Here is a 16,916-nt window from a genome sequence, read left to right as displayed (position 1 = left end):
GACGCCGCCTTCGGGCGGCGTTTTTCGTTCAGGCCCGCAAGCGCAGCCGCATCGACAGCCCCACCGGCCCCATGGCCAGCTGCAGATGCTCGCGCGGCGCCTGGCCGTCGGGCGTGTCGACGGCGGCGATGTCGAAATGGCGCAGCAGCGTGGCGATGGCCAGCTTGATTTCCATCAGCGCCAGATAGCGCCCGGGGCAGATGCGCGGCCCGGCGCCAAAGGGCATGGACAGGCGCTTGACGGCGCCGGCCTGCTTGGCGTCGCCCAACCAGCGTGCGGGGTCGAAGGCGGTGGCGTTGGGCAGGTGGCGCGCGCTGGTGGCATCGCGGCGCATCACGGCCATGACGATCATGCCGGCCTGCACTTGCACGTCGCCCACGCGTGTGTCGCGCACGGCCTGCAAGTTGTTGAGGGGCGCCACCGGCCGCAGCCGCATGGTCTCGTGCGCGCAGGCCTCGACGAAATCCAGCGCGCCCAGTTGCTCCAGGCTCGGCAGGCCGGCATCGCCACAGACGCGGTCCACCTCGGCCTGCGCCTGGGCCAGCGCCTCGGGGTGCTGCCACAGCAGCCAGATCATCCAGGCCAGCGTGTTGGCCGTCGTGTCCTCGCCGGCCAGCAGCATGGTGAGCACATTGCCGGCCACCTGCGCGTCGTCGATGCCGCTGTCGGGCGCGTCGGCGGCCACCAGCATGGCCTCCAGCAGGTTGCCGGGTTGGGCTTGCAAGGCCGGGTCGGCCGCCAAGCGGGCCCGCGCCTTGGCGATGAAGCCCTGCACGGCGACATCGATCTCGGCCACGCTGTGCGTCAGCGCGCGGTCCTCGGCCGACGGCCACCAGCGCCACAAGGGCAGCGGTGCGAACATGCGCTTGTACAGCATCGGAAAGATGCGGTTCAGATGCTGCTGGATGACGTCCTCGTCGGACTGCAGCGTGTTGACGTCCTCGCCAAAGGCCAGGCCGGCGACGGCATCGACCGTGAAGCGCATCAGATCGGCCTGCAGAGCGATGGTCCTGTCCTCGCGCGCAGCGATCTGCCAGCGGCCGATCAGGCGCTCGGCGACGCGCAGCAGGAAGGGGTAGTAGCGCTTCACATGCACCGGGTCGAAGCCGGCCATGACCATGCGGCGCTGGCGCTTCCAGACCTCGCCGTTGGCAGCGAACAGACCCGCGCTCAACCCCATCTCGCGGCCAACGTCCTCCAGCCGCTGGGTGCGCCGGAAGCCATCGGGCCGGTCGCGCAGAGCGGTGCTGATCAGCTCGTGGTCACCGACGATGACGAGGCGGCGCTTGCCCAGCTTGAGCTTGAAGATGGGCCCGAACTCCTCGCACCAGGCCTCGACCTGCTGGTGCACCCGCGTCGAGTCGATCTGCAGCAGGTTGCCAAACACCGGCACGCCTCGCGGGCCAGGTAAATCGTCGAACTGGCGCAGCGCGCCAGCGGGAGGGGCGGCGAGGGTGTCCATCGGGGCAGTTTAGAAGCCGGCCCAGCGGCTAGCGCCGTTCAATTTGATGATGCGTCGGAGACTGCCCAGCTAGCCTTGCTCTCTTGGAGGCCGCTCATCCGGAGTAGTTGCCATTGGCTGGGTGGTTTCAAGATCGCTTGAAAGCGGTTTCGATGCGTCATGCGCGATCAATACCGCAACAGAGGCAAACATCGCAAGCATCCAAAGATAGCCACCCAGCCCAAAGCCGACAGACATGGCCGCGGCGCCGGCGCCATCGCCGCAACTCATGGCCGGTAGCAAGGGGCTTGCGATTGCACTTGCCACGGTCGCCAGCACCATGAACGGGCCCGGCGGCTTGCGCCTGAAGATCACAGATACCAAGATCCAGAAGAAACCAAGGTTTGCAATCCAACGGGGATCAAGGGCAAGAACTCCAAGCCAGCCTGTCAGCAGTACCTGAAGGCCCAACACGCTTTTGCCGCGCTGGCACATGAATATCGGCATGCCAAGGGATACCAGGTAGATCCCCAGTGAAAGCAGCAGCACGGAAATTTGAGCGCGTCTGTTCATGGCGGCTAGACCTTCGCTCTATGCCGCAAAGATCTTGCCCGGGTTCAGGATCCCCAGCGGATCCAGCGCCTGCTTCACCGCCCGCATCAGCGCCACCGCCTCCTCACCGGTCTCGTCCAGCAGGAAGCCCTGCTTGTGCAGCCCGATGCCATGCTCGCCCGTGCAGGTGCCCTCCAGCGCAATCGCCCGCGCCACCATCTGCGCGCTCAGGCGCTCGGCCGTCGCCAGCTCCTGCGGATCAACCGGATCCAGCAGATAGGCCATGTGGAAGTTGCCGTCGCCGACATGGCCGACGATGAAATAGGGCAGGCCGGCGGCCTCGACCTCTTGGATGCTCACGTTGATGTTCTCGGCCAGGCGCGAGATGGGCACGCAGGTGTCGGTCGTCACCGCGCGGCAGCCCGGGCGCATCTGCAGGCCCGACAGATAGGCGTGGTGGCGAGCGGTCCAGAGCCTCGTGCGCGCCTCGGGCGTCGTCGCCCACTCGAAGGCCTCACCGCCGTGATCAGCGGCAACGTCCTGCACCACCGCCGCCTGCTCGGCCACGCCCGCTTCGCTGCCGTGGAATTCCATCAGCAGCATGGGCGCTTCCTTCAGCCCCAGCTTGTCGTGCGCGTTGACGGCCTTGATCGCGTTGGCGTCCAGCAGCTCGCAGCGGGCGATGGGCACGCCGATCTGGATGATCTGCATGGCCGTGCGCACGGCGGCGTCGATGCTGGGGAAGAAGCAAACCGCCGCCGACACGGCCTCGGGCAGCGGATGCACCTTGACCGTCAACTCGGTGATGACGCCCAACGTGCCTTCGCTGCCGATGACGAGGCGCGTCAGGTCATAGCCGGCACTGCTTTTCCTGGCCCGTGAGCCGCTGCGCACGACTTCGCCACTGGCCGACACGAAGCGCAGCGCCAGAACGTTCTCGCGCATGGTGCCGTAGCGCACGGCGTTCGTGCCGCTGGCGCGCGTGGCGGCCATGCCGCCCAGAGACGCATCGGCGCCGGGGTCGATAGGGAAGAACAGCCCTTCGTGTTTGAGCGCCTCGTTCAGCGCCTTGCGCGTCACGCCGGGCTGCACGGTCACCGTCAGGTCCTCGGCGTCGACGCGCAGGATGCGGTTCATGCGCGACACGTCCAGGCTAATGCCGCCCTGCACGGCCAGCAGATGGCCTTCGAGCGATGAGCCGGCGCCGTAGGGAATGACCGGCACGCGGTGCTGCGCGCAGAGTGCCACCACGCGCGCCACTTCGGCTTCGCTCTCGGCAAAGACGACGGCCTGGGGCGGCGGCACGTCGAACACCGATTCATCGCGACCATGCTGTTCGCGAACGGCCAGCGCGATCGAGCAGCGCTCAGTGAAATCGGCCTTGAGGGCATCCAGCAGCGCGGCCGGCAGCGGCGCGGCAGGGGAAAAGTGGTCGGGCGCGTTCATCGGCGGCTCCAGGGGCGACACAAAGATTGTGTTGCAGCGGCGGCGCCATGGTGACAGCATGGGCCTTACAGTGAAATTGGGAGATCTGCATGGACCCCACCCTGACCTGGCTGCTGCTGATCGTTGCGGCAATCCTCATCGTGCTTGCGGCGATTCGCCCGGACATGCTCGTCGCCCGCTGGCGCGAGCTGTTCATCGGCACACAGCGGCCCGACCAACCACCCCCGCTGAAGATGGCGGCTCACGACCCGACGAACGAGCTCTGAGCGCCTAAGGCGGCATTCAGGCGCAGCGCCGGCTTCAGCCGGGGCTGACCCGCCAGGCCGCCGCGCCCAGCAGCACCACCTGCAGCTGCTGCACGAAGTTGTCCATCATCTCGGCCTCCAGCAGCGGCTGCTGGGGCGGCAGGTCCAGCATCTCTGGCGCGGCCGCCAGCATGGTGTTGACGATCAGGCCGCACACCATCTGCAGGGTGGCGGTCGGCATGTCGGGATAGGCGCCGATGGCGCGGAAGTCCTGCGCCATCTCGTTGGTGAAGTGCCTCACCTCGTTGCGGATGGCCAGGCGCAGGATGCGGCTGCCGCCGCCGCGCTCGCTGCTGATGAAGAGGAACAGCAGCCGGTGCTGCTGCACATAGCTGCAATAGACCTCGACCGAAACCCGCACGCGGTCGGCCGGCGCGGCGCCGCCCTGGCGCGCCTCGCGCAGCAGACGACGCAGGCTGATGCCCACCTCCTCCACCAACGCCAGGCCCAGCTCGTCGGTGTTGCGAAAGTGGCGGTAGAAGCCGTTGGGCACCATGCCCGCCTCGCGGGCGATCTCGCGGATGCCCAGGCTGGTGAAGCTGCGCCCCTCGCCCATCAGCGCCAACGCGGCCTGGGTGAGGCTGGCACGGGTGAGGTCCTTGCGCTCGGCGCGTGAGAGCTTGTCGGCAGCGGTATCGGACATGGTGGCTGGTTTGTGAACACTCGTATCGTAGCTTCACCCCGTCCGTGTGCCTATTTATGCACGGGCGTGGAGTACCTACCGGGTTGAGTGGCTTGTCTGTTTGTGTACGACCGTACACAATGCAGGCATGCAAACGCTCCGCCCCACCCGCCTCGAAACCCTGATCCGCCCACTGCGTGCCACTCTGCAGCACCCCTGGGTGGCAGCCATCGTGCGTGAGAGCGCGGTCGAGGACAGCCTGCAGGCCCTGCACCCGCTGCTGTCGCTGCATCAGGTGAAGGCGCGGGTGGTCAAGTGCATCGCCGAGACGGCCGACACCCGCACGCTGGTGCTGCGCCCCAACGCGATGTGGCGTGGTGCCCGCGCCGGGCAGTTCGTCAGCCTGACCGTCGAGATCAACGGCCGGCGCCAGGAGCGCATGTACTCGCTGACCTCGAGACCAGGTTCGCGCCTGCTGGCGATCACGGTCAAGCGCCAGGGCCTGGTGTCCACGCATCTGCATGAGCAGGTGCGCGTGGGCGATGTGCTGACGCTCGGCCCGGCGATGGGCGAGTTCGTGCTGCCGGCCGTGCTGCCGGACAAGATCCTGCTGCTCAGCGCCGGCAGCGGCATCACGCCGGTGATGGCCCTGCTGCGCGAGCTGCAGGCGCGCGGCGCGGCCGACCGCGTCGTCTTCGTGCACAGCTGCCGCAGCCCCGCCGAGCAGATCTTTGCTGCCGAGCTGGCGGCCCTGCCGGGGCTGCGCCTGATTCAGCACTTCACTGCCAGCGCCGGCCGCCTCACGCCGACCGCCTTGCAGGCGCAGGTGCCCGACCTGGCCGAGCGCGCCACCTGGGTCTGCGGCCCGGCCGCGCTGATGGATGCCATGCATGCGCACTGGCAGGCCCACGGCATCACTGCACCGCTGCACAGCGAGCGCTTTGCCGCCGCCTCGCTGGCAGCCGAGCCATTGAGCGCGCCCGTTCACATCCAGCTGCTGCGCAGCGCCACGGGCTTCGCGTCGCTCGGCGCCGCCCCGCTGCTGAACCAGGCCGAGGCCGCCGGCCTGGCGCCCAAGCATGGCTGCCGCATCGGCATCTGCCGCTCCTGCCAATGCGTCAAGCGCAGCGGCACGGTGCAGCACCTGCACACGGGCGAGCTGTCCAGCGCGCCCAACGAATTGATCCGGCTGTGCGTCAGCGCCGCCCGCTCCGACCTCGAACTGGATCTTTGATCATGCACACCCTGACCCGCCCCCAAGTCGACGAATTCCAAGCCGAACTCGACGCCATCCGCGCCCGCGTCATGAACTCCCTCGGCCAGGCCGATGTCGACCACATCCGCAAGATGATCGCCATCTGCCGCGCCAGCGAGGTGGGCGGCCGCGCGCTGCTGCACTTTGGCGTCGGCCCCTTGAGCTGGATCGCCGGCGTGCTGGCGCTGGCCCACGCCAAGATCCTCGACAACATGGAGATCGGCCACAACGTCATGCACGGCCAGTACGACTGGACCGGCGACCCGGCGCTGAACTCCCAGACCTTCGAGTGGGACATCGCCTGCGACGGCGAGGCCTGGCGCCATTCCCACAACGTCACCCACCACACCTACACCAACATCCTCGGCAAGGACCGCGACCTGGGCTACTCCCTGCTGCGCATGACGCCCGAGCAGAAGTGGAAACCGCGCCACTGGCTGCAGCCGCTGGCCAACCTGATGCTGGCCCTGGGTTTCCAGTACGGCGTCGGCTCGCACGACCTGGAGATCGGGCGCTACAAGCATGGCGCCATCCCCAAGCCCGTGTTCAAGGAGCGCCTGAACCGCTTCCTCGGCAAGGTGGGCAAGCAGTGGTTCAAGGACTATCTGCTGTTCCCGGCGCTGGCGCTGTGGAGCGCGCCGCGCGTGCTGGCCGGCAACTTCACGGCCAACCTGATCCGCAACCTGTGGACCTATGTGGTGATCTTCTGCGGCCACTTCACCGAGCACGTGGCCATCTACCGCCAGGAAGACTGCCTGAACGAGACCCGTGGCGACTGGTATCTGCGCCAGCTGGCCGGCTCCAGCAACCTCACCGGCGGGCGTGCTTTTCACATCCTCACCGGCCATCTGAGCCACCAGATCGAGCACCACCTCTTCCCCGACATGCCGGCGCACCGCTACGTCGAGATCGCGCCGCAGGTGCAGGCGCTGTGCCGCAAATATGGCCTGCGCTACAACACCGGCAGCCTGTTCAGGCAATACCTCACCGTGATGAAGCGCATCCTGGTCAACACCTTGCCGCCCAAGGCCGCCGTGGCCTGAAGATTCAGGCAGGATGCAGGTCCGATCACCGACCTGCACCGCCATCATGGGCAACCGACTTTCACAGATCGCCACCCGCACCGGCGACGACGGCACCACCGGCCTGTCCGACGGCAGCCGCGTGCCCAAGACCCATCTGCGCGTGCAGGCCATGGGCGACGTCGACGAGCTGAACTCCAACCTCGGCCTGCTGCTGGCCGAGCCCCTGCCCGACGACGTCCGCGACCTCATCGTCACCATCCAGCACGAGCTCTTCAACCTCGGCGGCGAGTTGTCCTGGCCGGGCGGCGAGCTGCTGAAGGACGCCGCCGTGCTGCGGCTTGACGAGGCGCTGGAGCACTACAACGAGCATCTGCCGCGGCTCAAGGAATTCATCCTGCCGGCCGGCACACGCAGCGCGGCGATTGCCCATGTCTGCCGCACGATTGCCCGCCGTGCCGAGCGCGCCGTCATCCAGGTGGCGGCCACCGAGGCGGTGCGCGCCGCACCGCGCCAGTATCTGAACCGCCTGTCCGATCTGCTCTTCGTGCTGGCCCGCGTGCTGAACCGCGCCAATCTCGACGGCCTGGGCGGCGACGATGTCTACTGGCAGAGCGAGCGCATGAAGCGACTGGACGCGGCCGAGAACTGAGGCCCCCTTGCCCGCCGAGCCGGACGACTTCCAGGACACGCGCCCGCTGCGAGCGCACCAGGAACGCCTGCATGCCCAATGGGGCCGGCCGCGCGCCCATTACGTTGCCAACCACGTGCCGGCCGCGCAGCGCGTGCTGCTGGGCCTGGTCAGCCTGACCTGGGTTTCCTGGGCCTTGATCGGCGTGCTGTCGGGCCACATGTTCTTCTTCGTGGGCGTGCCGCTGCACTTCAGCGGCATCCCGGCCCTGGTGTTTTCGCTTGCCGCGCTGGCCAGCGCCGCCGCCTGCTCGGTGGCCATCGTCGACCACCACGACCGGCGCGACAACGAGCGCTCCTACCAGCGGGCGCGGCGCCGCCTGTGGTGGGTCGCGCTGTGGCTCTGGGTGCTGGCTGCCGCCGTCGGCATGAGCGAGGAGTTGGGACTGCTGCCCTACACCGATGGCCGCGTCGGCCTGCTGACGACCCAGCGCCTGCACGATCTGCTGGCCTCGGAGACGCTGCAGCGCTTCCTGCTCACCCATCCCATCGGCAGGTGGTGCGCCATCACGGTAGGCTGGTGTGTGGCCGGCCTTTTCCTGCTGCACAAGGCGGGCCGGCTGCACGCCGAGAACGCCCGGCGCGACGCCGGCGTCTGGCTGATCGCGCTGATGGCCATGATCATTCCCGCGCTGGCGAGCTGCAGCCTGCTGATGCTGGACCTGCTGGCGCCCGGCGAGATCACGGGTTGGCAGGCCCACGAGGAGGAGTTCCGCAGCACCCAGGCCTGGCTGCTGTCCGGACTGCTGACCTGCGTGAGCGCCACGCTGCTGTGCATCGCGCTGTTCATCATCGTTGTGCTGCAGCAGCTCGGCGTCCTGCCCCTGCCCGATGCGCAGCGCAAATCCTGAAGCCCTCGACGGCCCAGGCGCGAATGCGGTCTACTGGCGGCAACCCGCGGCTGAAGCGGCTGCACCCGGCCGCCCATCGCACCCTCGGAGTTGTTCCATGAAGATCACCGGCCAATGCCATTGCGGCAGCATCCGTTTCTCGGCGACGGCAGACCCTGGCAAGGTGTTTGCCTGCCACTGCGCCGACTGCCAGATCATCTCGGGCGGGCCCTTCCGCGCCGTGGTGGCCATCCCGGCCGATCAGGTCGAGCTGCAGGGCTCGCCCAAGAATTACGTGAAGGTCGCGGCCAGTGGCAACCGCCGCGCACAGGCCTTCTGCGGTGATTGCGGTACGCAGCTGTTCGCTACCGAGGCGGACGAACCCAAGACCCTGAACATCCGCCTGGGCTGCGTCAACGAACGCACCCAGCTCAAGCCCGTGGTGCAGGTCTGGAAAGACTCGGCGATGCCCTGGCTGCCCGAGCTGGACAGCATCCCGGCTCATACGCGGGGCCGCGACAGCCCACTGGCCTAACGCTTGCTGCGACCCCAGACCTTGTAGGCCAGCCAGGCCCAGCGCAGGCCGCGCCAGAGCTTGCCGCGACGGTCCGGCCCGGCGCCGGCGAAGAAGGCCGCACCGCCGCCGGCTGCGGCGAGCACGATGGGGTTGGACAGCAGATCGCGCCAGGAAAGGATCCGCCGCACCCAGCCGTCGGCGCGCTGGCCGATATCGTCCACCGACAGCGCGGCCTGGCCGCGCATCAGCTCGGAAGCCAGCAGCAGATTGGCCTTGCGCTCACTGCGCTGCCGGGGGTCGGCCGGGATCCTGGGAATCATGGCCGGCGCCGCAGCGCATCGGCGTCAGCGCGCAGCTCACCGATGCTGGACTGGAAAAGGCTGGCCGGCTGGTCGATCAGCTTCTTCACCTTGAGCACGGCGACGACGGCAGCGGCGATGAGCACGACCGTGCCGCCGCCCAGGGCCAGCAGCCGGTGGTCGTCCCAGAAGGCGACCGTGATCAGCACCAGCCCCATCAGCAGACCAAAGCCCGCCAGCAGCGCGGCCAGCACGGCCCACAGCAGCAGGCTGGCGATGCGCTCCTTCTCCTCCTGGGCCTCGATGGCGAACAGCTCGAGCCGGATGCGGCTGAGCGTCAACAACGAGACGCCGAGCCGCCGCAGCGGTGCGGAGACGGGTTCCTTGGCGTCGCTCATGTCAGCTCAGCCCGAGACACATGGCTTCGCGGGCCGAGCGCCGGGCCGCTCCCAAGCCGGCCCGCCTTGGGCGATGTGCTTGCCGGTCGATCCGGCAAGCATCGCCGTCCCCGCGGGGGATCGGCCAAGGTATACCTTGGACGAGGGGCTTCAATGACGTCAACGGCGACCAATCAGTACGCCAAGTGCCAAACCAACGGCGGCCGCAGCACCAATCGCCTGCCAAGGATTGGCATGGACGTAATCGTCGGTCGCAGTTGCAGCATCCTTGGCGCGCTGGAGAGCTTCATGCTGGGCATCCAGCAGTTTCTCCTTGGCGCCGGACAGCCGGTCCTGGATACGGGCGCGCAAGGCCTTGACCTCGCCATCCGCCTTGTTGGTCGTGGCCGTCATCAGCGCGTCGATGTCGTCCATCACTGCGCGGAAATCGCTGGCCAATTTTTCCTTCGCCTGGGTGGTGTCACTCATCGCTGGCTCCTCGGTCGGGGATCAAACACAGGGCAAGCCTAACGCGATTGACTCGCACGCAACACGCACCACCACGAATGAAGCGGACTTGTCCTACAAGGCCGCGGCGGCCTGCTTGAGGCGCGCCGCATACGCCTCGCGCAGCGCCGCGGGCGCCACGACCTCGACCTGGCCGGCATGGCGCAGCAGGTCCATCAGCAGCTCGGTGTCGTCTACATAGGGCAGGCGCAGGCGCCAGCGGCCATCGGGCAGGAATTCGCTTTGCTGGGCGGGGTGCCACTCTTCGCGCGACACCCAGGCGGCTGTGCCGGCGCTGAACACGACCTCCGCCTCACGCGTCGTACCGCCGGCAAAGATGCCGTAGCCTTGGTCGAGGTCGGCTTCCAGCTCGGACAGCGGCACGGGCTTGGCATCGGTCTCCAGCAAGGTCGCAGCCTCGATGCCGTCGAGGGCGAAACGGCGGTAGGCGTCGCTGGCGTGGCACCAGGCGTCCAGATACCAGGCATGGCGGTGGTGGACGAGGCGCTGCGGCGAGACCTCGCGCTCGCTGCCGGCACCGTCACGCTTCTTGCGGTAGCGGATGGCCAGGCGCTTGCGCTTGACGACGGCGCTGCCCACGGTCTCGAAACTGTCGCTGGCCATGCGCCGCCGCGCCGTGCCGATCAGCCTGACGCGGCGGCGCAGTTCGTCCGCTTCGGCCGCGTCCACGCCCAGCATGCCGGTGATCTTGTCGAACATCGGCTGCAGATGGCGGCCGACAACGCCTTGCTCGTCCAGGCCGGCCAGCATCTGCTGCATGGTCAGCAGGGCATGCAGTTCGGCCTCGTTGAACCAGACGCCTGGCAGCTCGTGCTTGCCGCCGCGCCACTGCTGGCCGAAGCGGTAGCCGTTCTCGGCGGCGTCGTAGTCGATGGGGGCGTCCATGCGCTCGCGCAGATAGGCCAAGTCGCGCTTGAGCGTGGCGGGCGACACCTCCAGCGCCTCGAGCAGGGTCGCGAAGGACACGCAGCCTTTGGAACGGATCAGCTGTTCGATCTTGTAGAAGCGTTCGGTGCGGTCCATGTCAGGGAAATTTCCTGAAAATATTTACAGTGTTTTCGAGGTGGATCATCTCATGAGCTAGGTAGCTCGCAAACTGCTTGCAAGGCCGCGAACTTCATCGGCGAGCCCAACGACAGGAGTTCCGAAATGCAAGCCGTCCTCAACACCCAGATCGCCACCCGCCCCGCCCTGGTCCAGTTCGATCTGGACATGGACGACGCCCCTGTCGCCATCAGCGCCCATGAGCGCACCGGCCTGGCCCTGGGCCGCGACTACGCCCTGCATGGCGTCACGCCGCCCATCGCCCACCTCTACCCGCAGTCGCCGCTGCAGCGTGGCTGGCTGGCCGGCCGCGGCCGCACGGTGCGCGCACCGGCCAGCGCCCAGGTGGAGCGCTGGCTGGCCCTGCGCACCCATGCCTGGGCGCGTGGCCGCAGCTTCGAGGACATCCAGCTCACGCCCAACCACCTGGCCCAGCTCGACACCCGGCACTGCCCCATCACCCGCGAGCTGCTGGACGAAGACAGCGCCAGCATCGACCGCGTCCGCGACGACGCCGGCTATGCGGCTGGCAATCTGGCCGTCATGAGCCAACGCGCCAACCAGGCCAAGGGCCACCGCGGCCATGCCGCCCTGGCCGACATGGCCGCCAGCTGCGCCGCCGGCCCCATCACCCGCATCGGCGGCCTGGCCGAAGCCGAATGGGAGCGCCTGGCCGTGCTGGCCAGCTTCGTCACGCCGCTGAGCCATGAGCAAGCCGCGCTGATCCCGCTGCGCGTGCTGCCGCCCAACCGCCTGCGCCTCTTCAACCCCATCCAGGCCCTGCAGGCCCTGGTCACCCGCCAGCTCGCCACGCCAGGCTGGAGCGCCCGCCTGAGCCGCCTGGAAGCCCTGCTGCCGACCGACACCCTGCGCACCGACTTCAACCGCTTCCTGCTCGCCCTGGCGCCGCGCGTGCTGGCCGCCACCGAACTGCAGGAGCCGCACCAGATCCGCTGGGCGCTGGAAGACGCCTGGACCCTGCCGCTGGTGCAAAAGCGCTGGGCCCGCTTCGCGCTGCAGCTGACGGCCGAGCAGGCCGAGAACCTTGTGGAGCGCGCAGCGGCCAAGAAGCTCAGCCCCGTGCACATCCAGCGCCACGACGACGCCACCGACGGCTGGGCGTTGGCGAGCAACGGCTACGCGGCATGAATTGCGACCCCTCGTCCAGTCTCGTCCAGCTGAACGCGGACGTGTCTGAACGGTCTTGCAGACCGCGCAGCCGACGACGCGGCTGCTCTTCGGCAGGCACGACAAGTCCCACAAGCAGTCCCTGCGGACTGCTTGTGCCTACGGAAGACCATGGGCCTCTGGCCCATGGCAGGCCCAGCGCTCGGCCCGAAATACATAAAACAGCGACGCATGAAAACGAAAGCGCCCCGAGGGGCGCTTTCTCTTGGCGCGGACGGGCCTGGTCTTAGACGAGCGAACGATGCAGTCGGATCTCTTCGACGCGTGCGCCGCCGACTTCCGTCGTGCGGGCGCTGCCGAGTTCACGCTTGAAGCCGGCCAGCTCGAAGAAGCGCAGGGCGCGCTCGTTGCGCAGATAGCACCACAGCGTGGCCTTGGTGCAGCCTTCTTCCTGCAGGCCGTCGCGCGTGGCATCCCACAACGCCAGGCCCACGCCCTTGTCCCAGTGCACCGGGTCGGCAAACATGGCCCAGACCTCGCCGGTGGTGGCGGGCGTGCCCTTGTCGCGCGAACGGTCGAAGCCGGCGAAGCCCATGATCTTGTTGTCCAGATGGGCAACGATGACCTGCGGCTCGCAGAGGTCGATGGCCTCGCGCCAGAAGGCTTGGCGCTTCTGCACCGACATCGAATCCAGCGCGGCCACAGGCAGCAAGGCCTTGTAGGCATCCTGGCTGGAAGCGACGTGAATCTCGGCGATGGCCTTGGCATCGCGCAGGGTGGCGGGGCGAACCTGGATCACGGACATGGAACTCTTGAGCAATAGCACGGGGACGAAAGGGCGCGATTGTCCTAGCCCATCGCCTCGGAGTCAGCTCTTGACAGAAATTTTTCCTGCGCTCCAGCAGTCTTTCTTCGCGACTTCACGTGTTCGACAAGGCCGCGCCTGAGCCAGCGCAGCGGCGTGCGCTGCAGCTCCCGCATCAGGGCATGGTCCACCACGGCGTCGCCCAGGTCCAACGAAAAGCGCTTCGCGACCTCGGCTTGAACCTTCAGTAACAACTCCGCCGTCACGCGGGCATCGGCCATGGCCCGGTGGGCACGGCCATCGAACCGGATGTCGTGGAACTGCGTGATCGCACCCAGGCCATGGCTCTTGGCCTCGGGCCACAGGCGGCGGGACAGCAGCACCGTGCAGGCGAACTCATGGGCCGGGTCGGGCGCGACACCAGCGCGCGCCATCTCGGCCTGCCAGAAGCCCCGATCGAAAGACGCGTTATGCGCCACCAGCGGGCAACCCACCGTGAAGCGGGCCAGCTCGCGCATGACGCTCGCTGCATCCGGCGCACCCGACAGCATTTCGTTGCTGATGCCGGTCAGGGCCTGGATATGGGGCGGCACCCAGGCGCCGCTGTTCATCAGGCTGCTCCAGGCATCGACAACCATGCCGCCGCGCACCAGCACTGCCGCGATCTCGGTGGCTCGACCGCCCGTGCTGGGTCCCAGGCCGGTGGTCTCGAAGTCAACGACGGCGATGGTTTCCATCATCTTCATCAAGACTTCTTCTTGGGCGGGTGCTTGACCGCATTCATCGCCAGCTTGCGCTCGACGGCGGCATCCAGGTCGACGCCACCGTGGTCGGCGATCTGCACGAGGTAGAGCAGCACGTCGGACAGCTCCTCGCCGAGATGGCGGCGCTGGTCGGCGTCGAGGTTCAGCGATTGCTCGGGCGTCAGCCACTGGAAGATCTCCAACAGCTCGGCGGCCTCCACGGTCATGGCCATGGCGAGGTTCTTCGGGGTCTGGTAGGGCTGCCAGTCGCGGTCGGCGGCGAACTGGCGCAGGCGCTGCTGCAGGGTCGGAATGTCCATCAGGGGAGAGCGAATGCAGGTCGTTGCATGGACGAAAGTGTCCGATGTATTCCTAAACGGTATTCAAGATTTCAAAGGTAGTGGTCGTAGTAGTGGGCCGCCCGCGCTGTGGACAAGCGCAAAAAGTCCTTGGGGCACAAGCGCTTGGCCGCCGCACAAGCCTGTGCGCCGAGGCCTGATGGATTGACCCCCGATTGGGTACAACTTCGCGAAAGGCCTGAAGCCTGTGGATATCCGGGCAGTTGTCCCAGCGCCATCCACAGACTTGCCCCGGGCGGCCGCGGGCTGGCCTTCCTCAAGCCTTCACCGTTGTTTCTTTACGCGCACTGAGGGGAAAAACGAACGACCGTTCTAAAAAGCTGCGGCTAGAGTTGCGCTCCCGAATTGAATGCACTGCGATGTTGCGGTGTCGCCTAGGAGACAACAATGAAACCCTTCCTCACCCGGATCGCTGCCGCCACGGTGGCGCTGTTGGGCAGCGTGCTGGTCGCCGGCTGCGGTGGTGGCGGTGCCACGGCCGACACGACGCCCAAGATCTCCATCACTGCGGTCAAGGTCTTTGGTGACAGCATCCAGGACAGCGGCACCTTCGGCTACAAGTTCACTGTCCAGAGCCCGGACAACCTGATCTACGCTGAGCGCATCGCGGCCAACTATGGCCAGACGCTGTGCAACTTCTTCGTCTTTACGGGCACGACCTTCGCGGCCAACACGGCCAAGACGGGCTGCACCAACTACTCCATCGGCGGCGGCCGCATTACCTACACCGGTGCCGGCGGCGCGGCCAACCCGCTCAATGTGGGCACGCAGATGGCCACCTATGCAGCAGCCGGCAGCTACAGCGCCAGCGACCTCGTCATCATCGACGGTGGTGGCAATGACGCGGCCGACCTCGTCGGCGCCTATCTGACCATCCCCAAGGACGCCGCCAAGACCTATTCGGCCCTGCTCGGCACGCTGCTGACGCCCGCCCAGATCGGTGCCGCCCTGCAAGGTGGCGCCGCGACGACGGCCCAGATCGGTGGCACCTACATGACGGCCCTGGCCGACAAGTTCTACGCCCAGATCAAGGCCAGCGTGCTCGACAAGGGCGCGACCCATGTCGTGGTCATGAACATGCCCGACGTGACCTACACGCCGCGCTTCCAGATGGTGCTGGACAGCATCGCCGCAGCCAGCGGTGGCGGCACAGCCGGCGCCACGGCGCGCGCGCAGTCGCAGGCCGTGTTCCAAGGCTGGATGACGGCCTTCAATACCGAACTGGCCGCCAAGTTCGCCGGCAACGACAACGTCATCGTCATCGACTTCTACAAGGCCTTCCAGGATCAGGTGGCCACGCCGGCCCAGTTTGGCTTGAGCAACGTCAAGACACCGGCCTGCCCCATCGCAGGTGTCGGCAGCGACGGCCTGCCCACCTACAACTTCCCGGCCTGCACGGCCGCGGCCCTGTCCGCTGCACCGCCCGCTGGCGTCAGCGGTGGCGCCGACTGGTGGAAGAGCTATGCCTTCTCCGACAGCTTCCATCCCACGCCCTATGGCCACCAGCTGACCCAACAGCTGATCGCCAAGTCCCTGGCCACCAAGGGCTGGCTGTAAACCGCGCCTCGACACACGGAGATAACCCATGAAAACCAAGTTCCTCCTCGGTGCCGCGGCCGCCCTCATCGCGTCCCTCGGTGCAGGCAGTGCCTTCGCCCAATCGGCCGGCAGCATCGTCATCTACGGCGGCGCCGCCCAGATCAACCCCCATGTCGAGAGCGGTGACCTGACGGCGCCCAGCCTGGCCGGCACCAAGGTCGACGTGAAGAAGGCTTCTTCCTTCGTCGGCGGCATCACCTACTACTGGACCGACAACATCAGCATCGACTTGCCCGTCGCGCTGCCCTTCAAGCACGACGTCGTTGGCGCCGGTGCCATCGAAGGCGTGGGCAAGCTGGGCACGGTCAAGTCCCTGCCGATGACGCTGCTGGCCCAGTACCGCTTCGGCGAAGCCAACAGCACTTTCCGCCCCTTCGTCGGCGCAGGCATCACCTACGGCTACTTCTTCAAGCCGCGCTCCACGGCCACGCTGTCCGGCATCACCGGCGGCACGCCCAGCAACCCGACGACGCTGTCCATGAAGAGCCGCTTCGGCACGACGATGGAACTGGGCGGTGCCGTCAACCTCACCAAGGACTGGTCCGCCAGCCTGTCGGTCACCAAGACCTTCATCAAGACGACGGGCAGCCTGTCCACCGGCCAGACCATCGAAACGACGCTGGACCCGGTGTCGATCAAGTTCGGCATCGGTTATCGCTTCTGACCCGGCTCCGGCCGATCAGCAAAAGGGAGCCTGCGGGCTCCCTTTTTCATGGTGCCGGGAGTGGTTCTCGTCACGGATGGTGACATTTGGCGGCATAGTCCGCGCGCCGTTCGCGCCGACCGCGAGCGAGCACCTGATCAAACATCCAACGGGAGGGAAATCATCATGTCGATTCGCGCATGGCTGGCCATCGGAGCCGCCGCAAGCCTGAGTGGCTGCGCCATTCATCAAACCGTGCAGCCCGTCGAGAAGCTGCAGGCCAAGCAGATCTGCATCGTGCAGAACGGCGATGTCAGGGAAGGCTTCCTGGACAGCTACAAGCGTGCGCTGACGGCCAAGGGCTTTGCGGTGCGCCAGCTGCCGGCCGGTGCCTCGCTGGTCGAATGCCCGATCACATCGACCTACACGGCCAACTGGCGTTGGGACCTGGCCATGTACATGGCCTACGCGGAAATCAAGGTCTACAGCGACGGCAAACCGGTCGGTGAGGCCAAGTACGACTCGACGCGCGGCGGTGGCAATATGGGCAAGTTCATCGACGCCGACAAGAAGATCACCGAGCTGGTCAATCAATTGTTCCCGGGCGGCGCGGGCGCCTGATCCGCTCCACCGGTGCATGGCAAGGGAGCCATTGGCTCCCTTTTTCATTGCCGGCTGTCAGGTTGCGTCCTGCCTTGGCGACTCTGTCGC

21 protein-coding genes are annotated in these 16,916 nt (G+C 67.1%); 10 read left to right on the top strand and 11 right to left on the bottom strand.

What is annotated here, in order from left to right; genetic code table 11:
* Positions 1-28: 28 nt before the first annotated feature.
* The 3 genes from AC1DW3_RS17820 to AC1DW3_RS17810 all read right to left on the bottom strand — a co-directional run bounded on the left by AC1DW3_RS17820 (position 29) and on the right by AC1DW3_RS17810 (position 3,439).
* Positions 29-1,462: a cytochrome P450 gene (locus AC1DW3_RS17820; protein WP_477933310.1), complete on the bottom strand. Its 1,434-nt coding sequence runs from the start codon at positions 1,460-1,462 to the stop codon at positions 29-31.
* A gap of 69 nt (positions 1,463-1,531) precedes the next feature.
* Complete coding sequence (locus AC1DW3_RS17815; protein WP_477933308.1) at positions 1,532-2,014, bottom strand: hypothetical protein; 483 nt, start codon at positions 2,012-2,014, stop codon at positions 1,532-1,534.
* 18 nt (positions 2,015-2,032) lie between these two features.
* Positions 2,033-3,439 (bottom strand): FAD-binding oxidoreductase, encoded by a 1,407-nt coding sequence (locus AC1DW3_RS17810; RefSeq protein WP_477933306.1) that lies wholly within the window; start codon positions 3,437-3,439, stop codon positions 2,033-2,035.
* An 89-nt stretch (positions 3,440-3,528) separates the two neighbouring features.
* Here AC1DW3_RS17810 and AC1DW3_RS17805 point away from each other — a divergent pair, with 89 nt between their 5' ends.
* Positions 3,529-3,705: a hypothetical protein gene (locus tag AC1DW3_RS17805; RefSeq protein ID WP_477933304.1), complete on the top strand. Its 177-nt coding sequence runs from the start codon at positions 3,529-3,531 to the stop codon at positions 3,703-3,705.
* 34 nt (positions 3,706-3,739) lie between these two features.
* Here AC1DW3_RS17805 and AC1DW3_RS17800 read toward each other — a convergent pair whose 3' ends face one another.
* A complete protein-coding gene (locus AC1DW3_RS17800; RefSeq protein WP_477933302.1) occupies positions 3,740-4,387 on the bottom strand; it encodes a TetR family transcriptional regulator in 648 nt (215 codons plus the stop codon).
* 127 nt (positions 4,388-4,514) lie between these two features.
* Between AC1DW3_RS17800 and AC1DW3_RS17795 the strand changes: the two genes are divergently transcribed.
* The 5 genes from AC1DW3_RS17795 to AC1DW3_RS17775 all read left to right on the top strand — a co-directional run bounded on the left by AC1DW3_RS17795 (position 4,515) and on the right by AC1DW3_RS17775 (position 8,698).
* Entirely contained in the window at positions 4,515-5,600 is a 1,086-nt protein-coding gene (locus AC1DW3_RS17795) for a ferredoxin reductase (protein ID WP_477933300.1), read from the top strand.
* 2 nt (positions 5,601-5,602) lie between these two features.
* Entirely contained in the window at positions 5,603-6,664 is a 1,062-nt protein-coding gene (locus AC1DW3_RS17790) for a fatty acid desaturase family protein (RefSeq protein ID WP_477933299.1), read from the top strand.
* Positions 6,665-6,710: 46 nt separating this feature from the next.
* The gene (locus AC1DW3_RS17785; protein WP_477933297.1) at positions 6,711-7,295 is read left to right on the top strand and encodes a cob(I)yrinic acid a,c-diamide adenosyltransferase; all 585 of its coding nucleotides are present in this window, start codon (positions 6,711-6,713) and stop codon (positions 7,293-7,295) included.
* 7 nt (positions 7,296-7,302) lie between these two features.
* Positions 7,303-8,184 carry a hypothetical protein gene (locus AC1DW3_RS17780; RefSeq protein ID WP_477933295.1) on the top strand — a complete coding sequence of 294 codons (882 nt, stop codon included), beginning with the start codon at positions 7,303-7,305 and terminating at the stop codon, positions 8,182-8,184.
* A 97-nt stretch (positions 8,185-8,281) separates the two neighbouring features.
* Positions 8,282-8,698 carry a GFA family protein gene (locus AC1DW3_RS17775; RefSeq protein ID WP_477933293.1) on the top strand — a complete coding sequence of 139 codons (417 nt, stop codon included), beginning with the start codon at positions 8,282-8,284 and terminating at the stop codon, positions 8,696-8,698.
* On the opposite strand, the gene AC1DW3_RS17770 is transcribed toward AC1DW3_RS17775, so the two are convergent.
* From AC1DW3_RS17770 to AC1DW3_RS17755, 4 genes are all read right to left on the bottom strand, one after another.
* Positions 8,695-9,000, bottom strand: coding sequence for a hypothetical protein (locus AC1DW3_RS17770; protein WP_477933291.1), 306 nt, complete (start codon positions 8,998-9,000; stop codon positions 8,695-8,697). The two genes, AC1DW3_RS17775 and AC1DW3_RS17770, sit on opposite strands and share 4 nt — an antisense overlap.
* Positions 8,997-9,377 (bottom strand): phage holin family protein, encoded by a 381-nt coding sequence (locus tag AC1DW3_RS17765; RefSeq protein ID WP_477933289.1) that lies wholly within the window; start codon positions 9,375-9,377, stop codon positions 8,997-8,999. Before AC1DW3_RS17765 ends, AC1DW3_RS17770 begins: the two co-directional genes overlap by 4 nt.
* A 159-nt stretch (positions 9,378-9,536) precedes the next feature.
* A complete protein-coding gene (locus AC1DW3_RS17760) occupies positions 9,537-9,845 on the bottom strand; it encodes an ElaB/YgaM/YqjD family protein (protein WP_477933287.1) in 309 nt (102 codons plus the stop codon).
* Positions 9,846-9,938: 93 nt separating this feature from the next.
* Positions 9,939-10,907 (bottom strand): helix-turn-helix transcriptional regulator, encoded by a 969-nt coding sequence (locus tag AC1DW3_RS17755; RefSeq protein WP_477933285.1) that lies wholly within the window; start codon positions 10,905-10,907, stop codon positions 9,939-9,941.
* A gap of 126 nt (positions 10,908-11,033) precedes the next feature.
* On the opposite strand from AC1DW3_RS17755, the gene AC1DW3_RS17750 reads away from it, so the two are divergent.
* Positions 11,034-12,077: a hypothetical protein gene (locus AC1DW3_RS17750; protein ID WP_477933283.1), complete on the top strand. Its 1,044-nt coding sequence runs from the start codon at positions 11,034-11,036 to the stop codon at positions 12,075-12,077.
* A 265-nt stretch (positions 12,078-12,342) separates the two neighbouring features.
* Here the strand turns inward: AC1DW3_RS17750 and AC1DW3_RS17745 are convergent, their stop codons facing one another.
* The 3 genes from AC1DW3_RS17745 to AC1DW3_RS17735 are packed head-to-tail and all read right to left on the bottom strand — an operon-like array spanning position 12,343 to position 13,924.
* Entirely contained in the window at positions 12,343-12,861 is a 519-nt protein-coding gene (locus AC1DW3_RS17745; protein WP_477933281.1) for an N-acetyltransferase family protein, read from the bottom strand.
* A 44-nt stretch (positions 12,862-12,905) separates the two neighbouring features.
* Positions 12,906-13,607 carry a 3'-5' exonuclease gene (locus tag AC1DW3_RS17740; protein ID WP_477933279.1) on the bottom strand — a complete coding sequence of 234 codons (702 nt, stop codon included), beginning with the start codon at positions 13,605-13,607 and terminating at the stop codon, positions 12,906-12,908.
* Positions 13,607-13,924, bottom strand: a complete 318-nt coding sequence (locus tag AC1DW3_RS17735) for a nucleotide pyrophosphohydrolase (RefSeq protein WP_477933278.1) — start codon at positions 13,922-13,924, stop codon at positions 13,607-13,609. The genes AC1DW3_RS17740 and AC1DW3_RS17735 overlap by 1 nt, the downstream gene beginning before the upstream one ends.
* A 426-nt stretch (positions 13,925-14,350) precedes the next feature.
* On the opposite strand from AC1DW3_RS17735, the gene AC1DW3_RS17730 reads away from it, so the two are divergent.
* The 3 genes from AC1DW3_RS17730 (at position 14,351) to AC1DW3_RS17720 (ending at position 16,826) form a co-directional block, all read left to right on the top strand.
* Positions 14,351-15,520, top strand: coding sequence for an SGNH/GDSL hydrolase family protein (locus AC1DW3_RS17730; RefSeq protein WP_477933276.1), 1,170 nt, complete (start codon positions 14,351-14,353; stop codon positions 15,518-15,520).
* 28 nt (positions 15,521-15,548) lie between these two features.
* Entirely contained in the window at positions 15,549-16,226 is a 678-nt protein-coding gene (locus tag AC1DW3_RS17725; protein ID WP_477933274.1) for an OmpW/AlkL family protein, read from the top strand.
* A gap of 165 nt (positions 16,227-16,391) precedes the next feature.
* Positions 16,392-16,826 (top strand): Sbal_3080 family lipoprotein, encoded by a 435-nt coding sequence (locus AC1DW3_RS17720; RefSeq protein WP_477933272.1) that lies wholly within the window; start codon positions 16,392-16,394, stop codon positions 16,824-16,826.
* The last annotated feature ends 90 nt before the right edge of the window (positions 16,827-16,916 follow it).

Source organism: Roseateles sp. P2_H4, assembly GCF_056403315.1.
Note: the sequence above shows the minus strand (reverse complement) of the source record. Positions and strands in the feature narration are given on the sequence as shown.

Excerpts from the sequence above, each read along its gene's own strand:
- AC1DW3_RS17765 (WP_477933289.1), bottom strand. The coding sequence starts at position 9,377 with ATGAGCGACGCCAAGGAACCCGTCTCCGCACCGCTGCGGCGGCTCGGC.
- AC1DW3_RS17785 (WP_477933297.1), top strand. The coding sequence starts at position 6,711 with ATGGGCAACCGACTTTCACAGATCGCCACCCGCACCGGCGACGACGGC.
- AC1DW3_RS17775 (WP_477933293.1), top strand. The coding sequence starts at position 8,282 with ATGAAGATCACCGGCCAATGCCATTGCGGCAGCATCCGTTTCTCGGCG.
- AC1DW3_RS17795 (WP_477933300.1), top strand. The coding sequence starts at position 4,515 with ATGCAAACGCTCCGCCCCACCCGCCTCGAAACCCTGATCCGCCCACTG.
- AC1DW3_RS17745 (WP_477933281.1), bottom strand. The coding sequence starts at position 12,861 with ATGTCCGTGATCCAGGTTCGCCCCGCCACCCTGCGCGATGCCAAGGCC.
- AC1DW3_RS17755 (WP_477933285.1), bottom strand. The coding sequence starts at position 10,907 with ATGGACCGCACCGAACGCTTCTACAAGATCGAACAGCTGATCCGTTCC.
- AC1DW3_RS17770 (WP_477933291.1), bottom strand. The coding sequence starts at position 9,000 with ATGATTCCCAGGATCCCGGCCGACCCCCGGCAGCGCAGTGAGCGCAAG.
- AC1DW3_RS17790 (WP_477933299.1), top strand. The coding sequence starts at position 5,603 with ATGCACACCCTGACCCGCCCCCAAGTCGACGAATTCCAAGCCGAACTC.
- AC1DW3_RS17720 (WP_477933272.1), top strand. The coding sequence starts at position 16,392 with ATGTCGATTCGCGCATGGCTGGCCATCGGAGCCGCCGCAAGCCTGAGT.
- AC1DW3_RS17800 (WP_477933302.1), bottom strand. The coding sequence starts at position 4,387 with ATGTCCGATACCGCTGCCGACAAGCTCTCACGCGCCGAGCGCAAGGAC.
- AC1DW3_RS17805 (WP_477933304.1), top strand. The coding sequence starts at position 3,529 with ATGGACCCCACCCTGACCTGGCTGCTGCTGATCGTTGCGGCAATCCTC.
- AC1DW3_RS17810 (WP_477933306.1), bottom strand. The coding sequence starts at position 3,439 with ATGAACGCGCCCGACCACTTTTCCCCTGCCGCGCCGCTGCCGGCCGCG.
- AC1DW3_RS17760 (WP_477933287.1), bottom strand. The coding sequence starts at position 9,845 with ATGAGTGACACCACCCAGGCGAAGGAAAAATTGGCCAGCGATTTCCGC.
- AC1DW3_RS17725 (WP_477933274.1), top strand. The coding sequence starts at position 15,549 with ATGAAAACCAAGTTCCTCCTCGGTGCCGCGGCCGCCCTCATCGCGTCC.
- AC1DW3_RS17735 (WP_477933278.1), bottom strand. The coding sequence starts at position 13,924 with ATGGACATTCCGACCCTGCAGCAGCGCCTGCGCCAGTTCGCCGCCGAC.
- AC1DW3_RS17815 (WP_477933308.1), bottom strand. The coding sequence starts at position 2,014 with ATGAACAGACGCGCTCAAATTTCCGTGCTGCTGCTTTCACTGGGGATC.
- AC1DW3_RS17820 (WP_477933310.1), bottom strand. The coding sequence starts at position 1,462 with ATGGACACCCTCGCCGCCCCTCCCGCTGGCGCGCTGCGCCAGTTCGAC.
- AC1DW3_RS17750 (WP_477933283.1), top strand. The coding sequence starts at position 11,034 with ATGCAAGCCGTCCTCAACACCCAGATCGCCACCCGCCCCGCCCTGGTC.
- AC1DW3_RS17740 (WP_477933279.1), bottom strand. The coding sequence starts at position 13,607 with ATGAAGATGATGGAAACCATCGCCGTCGTTGACTTCGAGACCACCGGC.
- AC1DW3_RS17730 (WP_477933276.1), top strand. The coding sequence starts at position 14,351 with ATGAAACCCTTCCTCACCCGGATCGCTGCCGCCACGGTGGCGCTGTTG.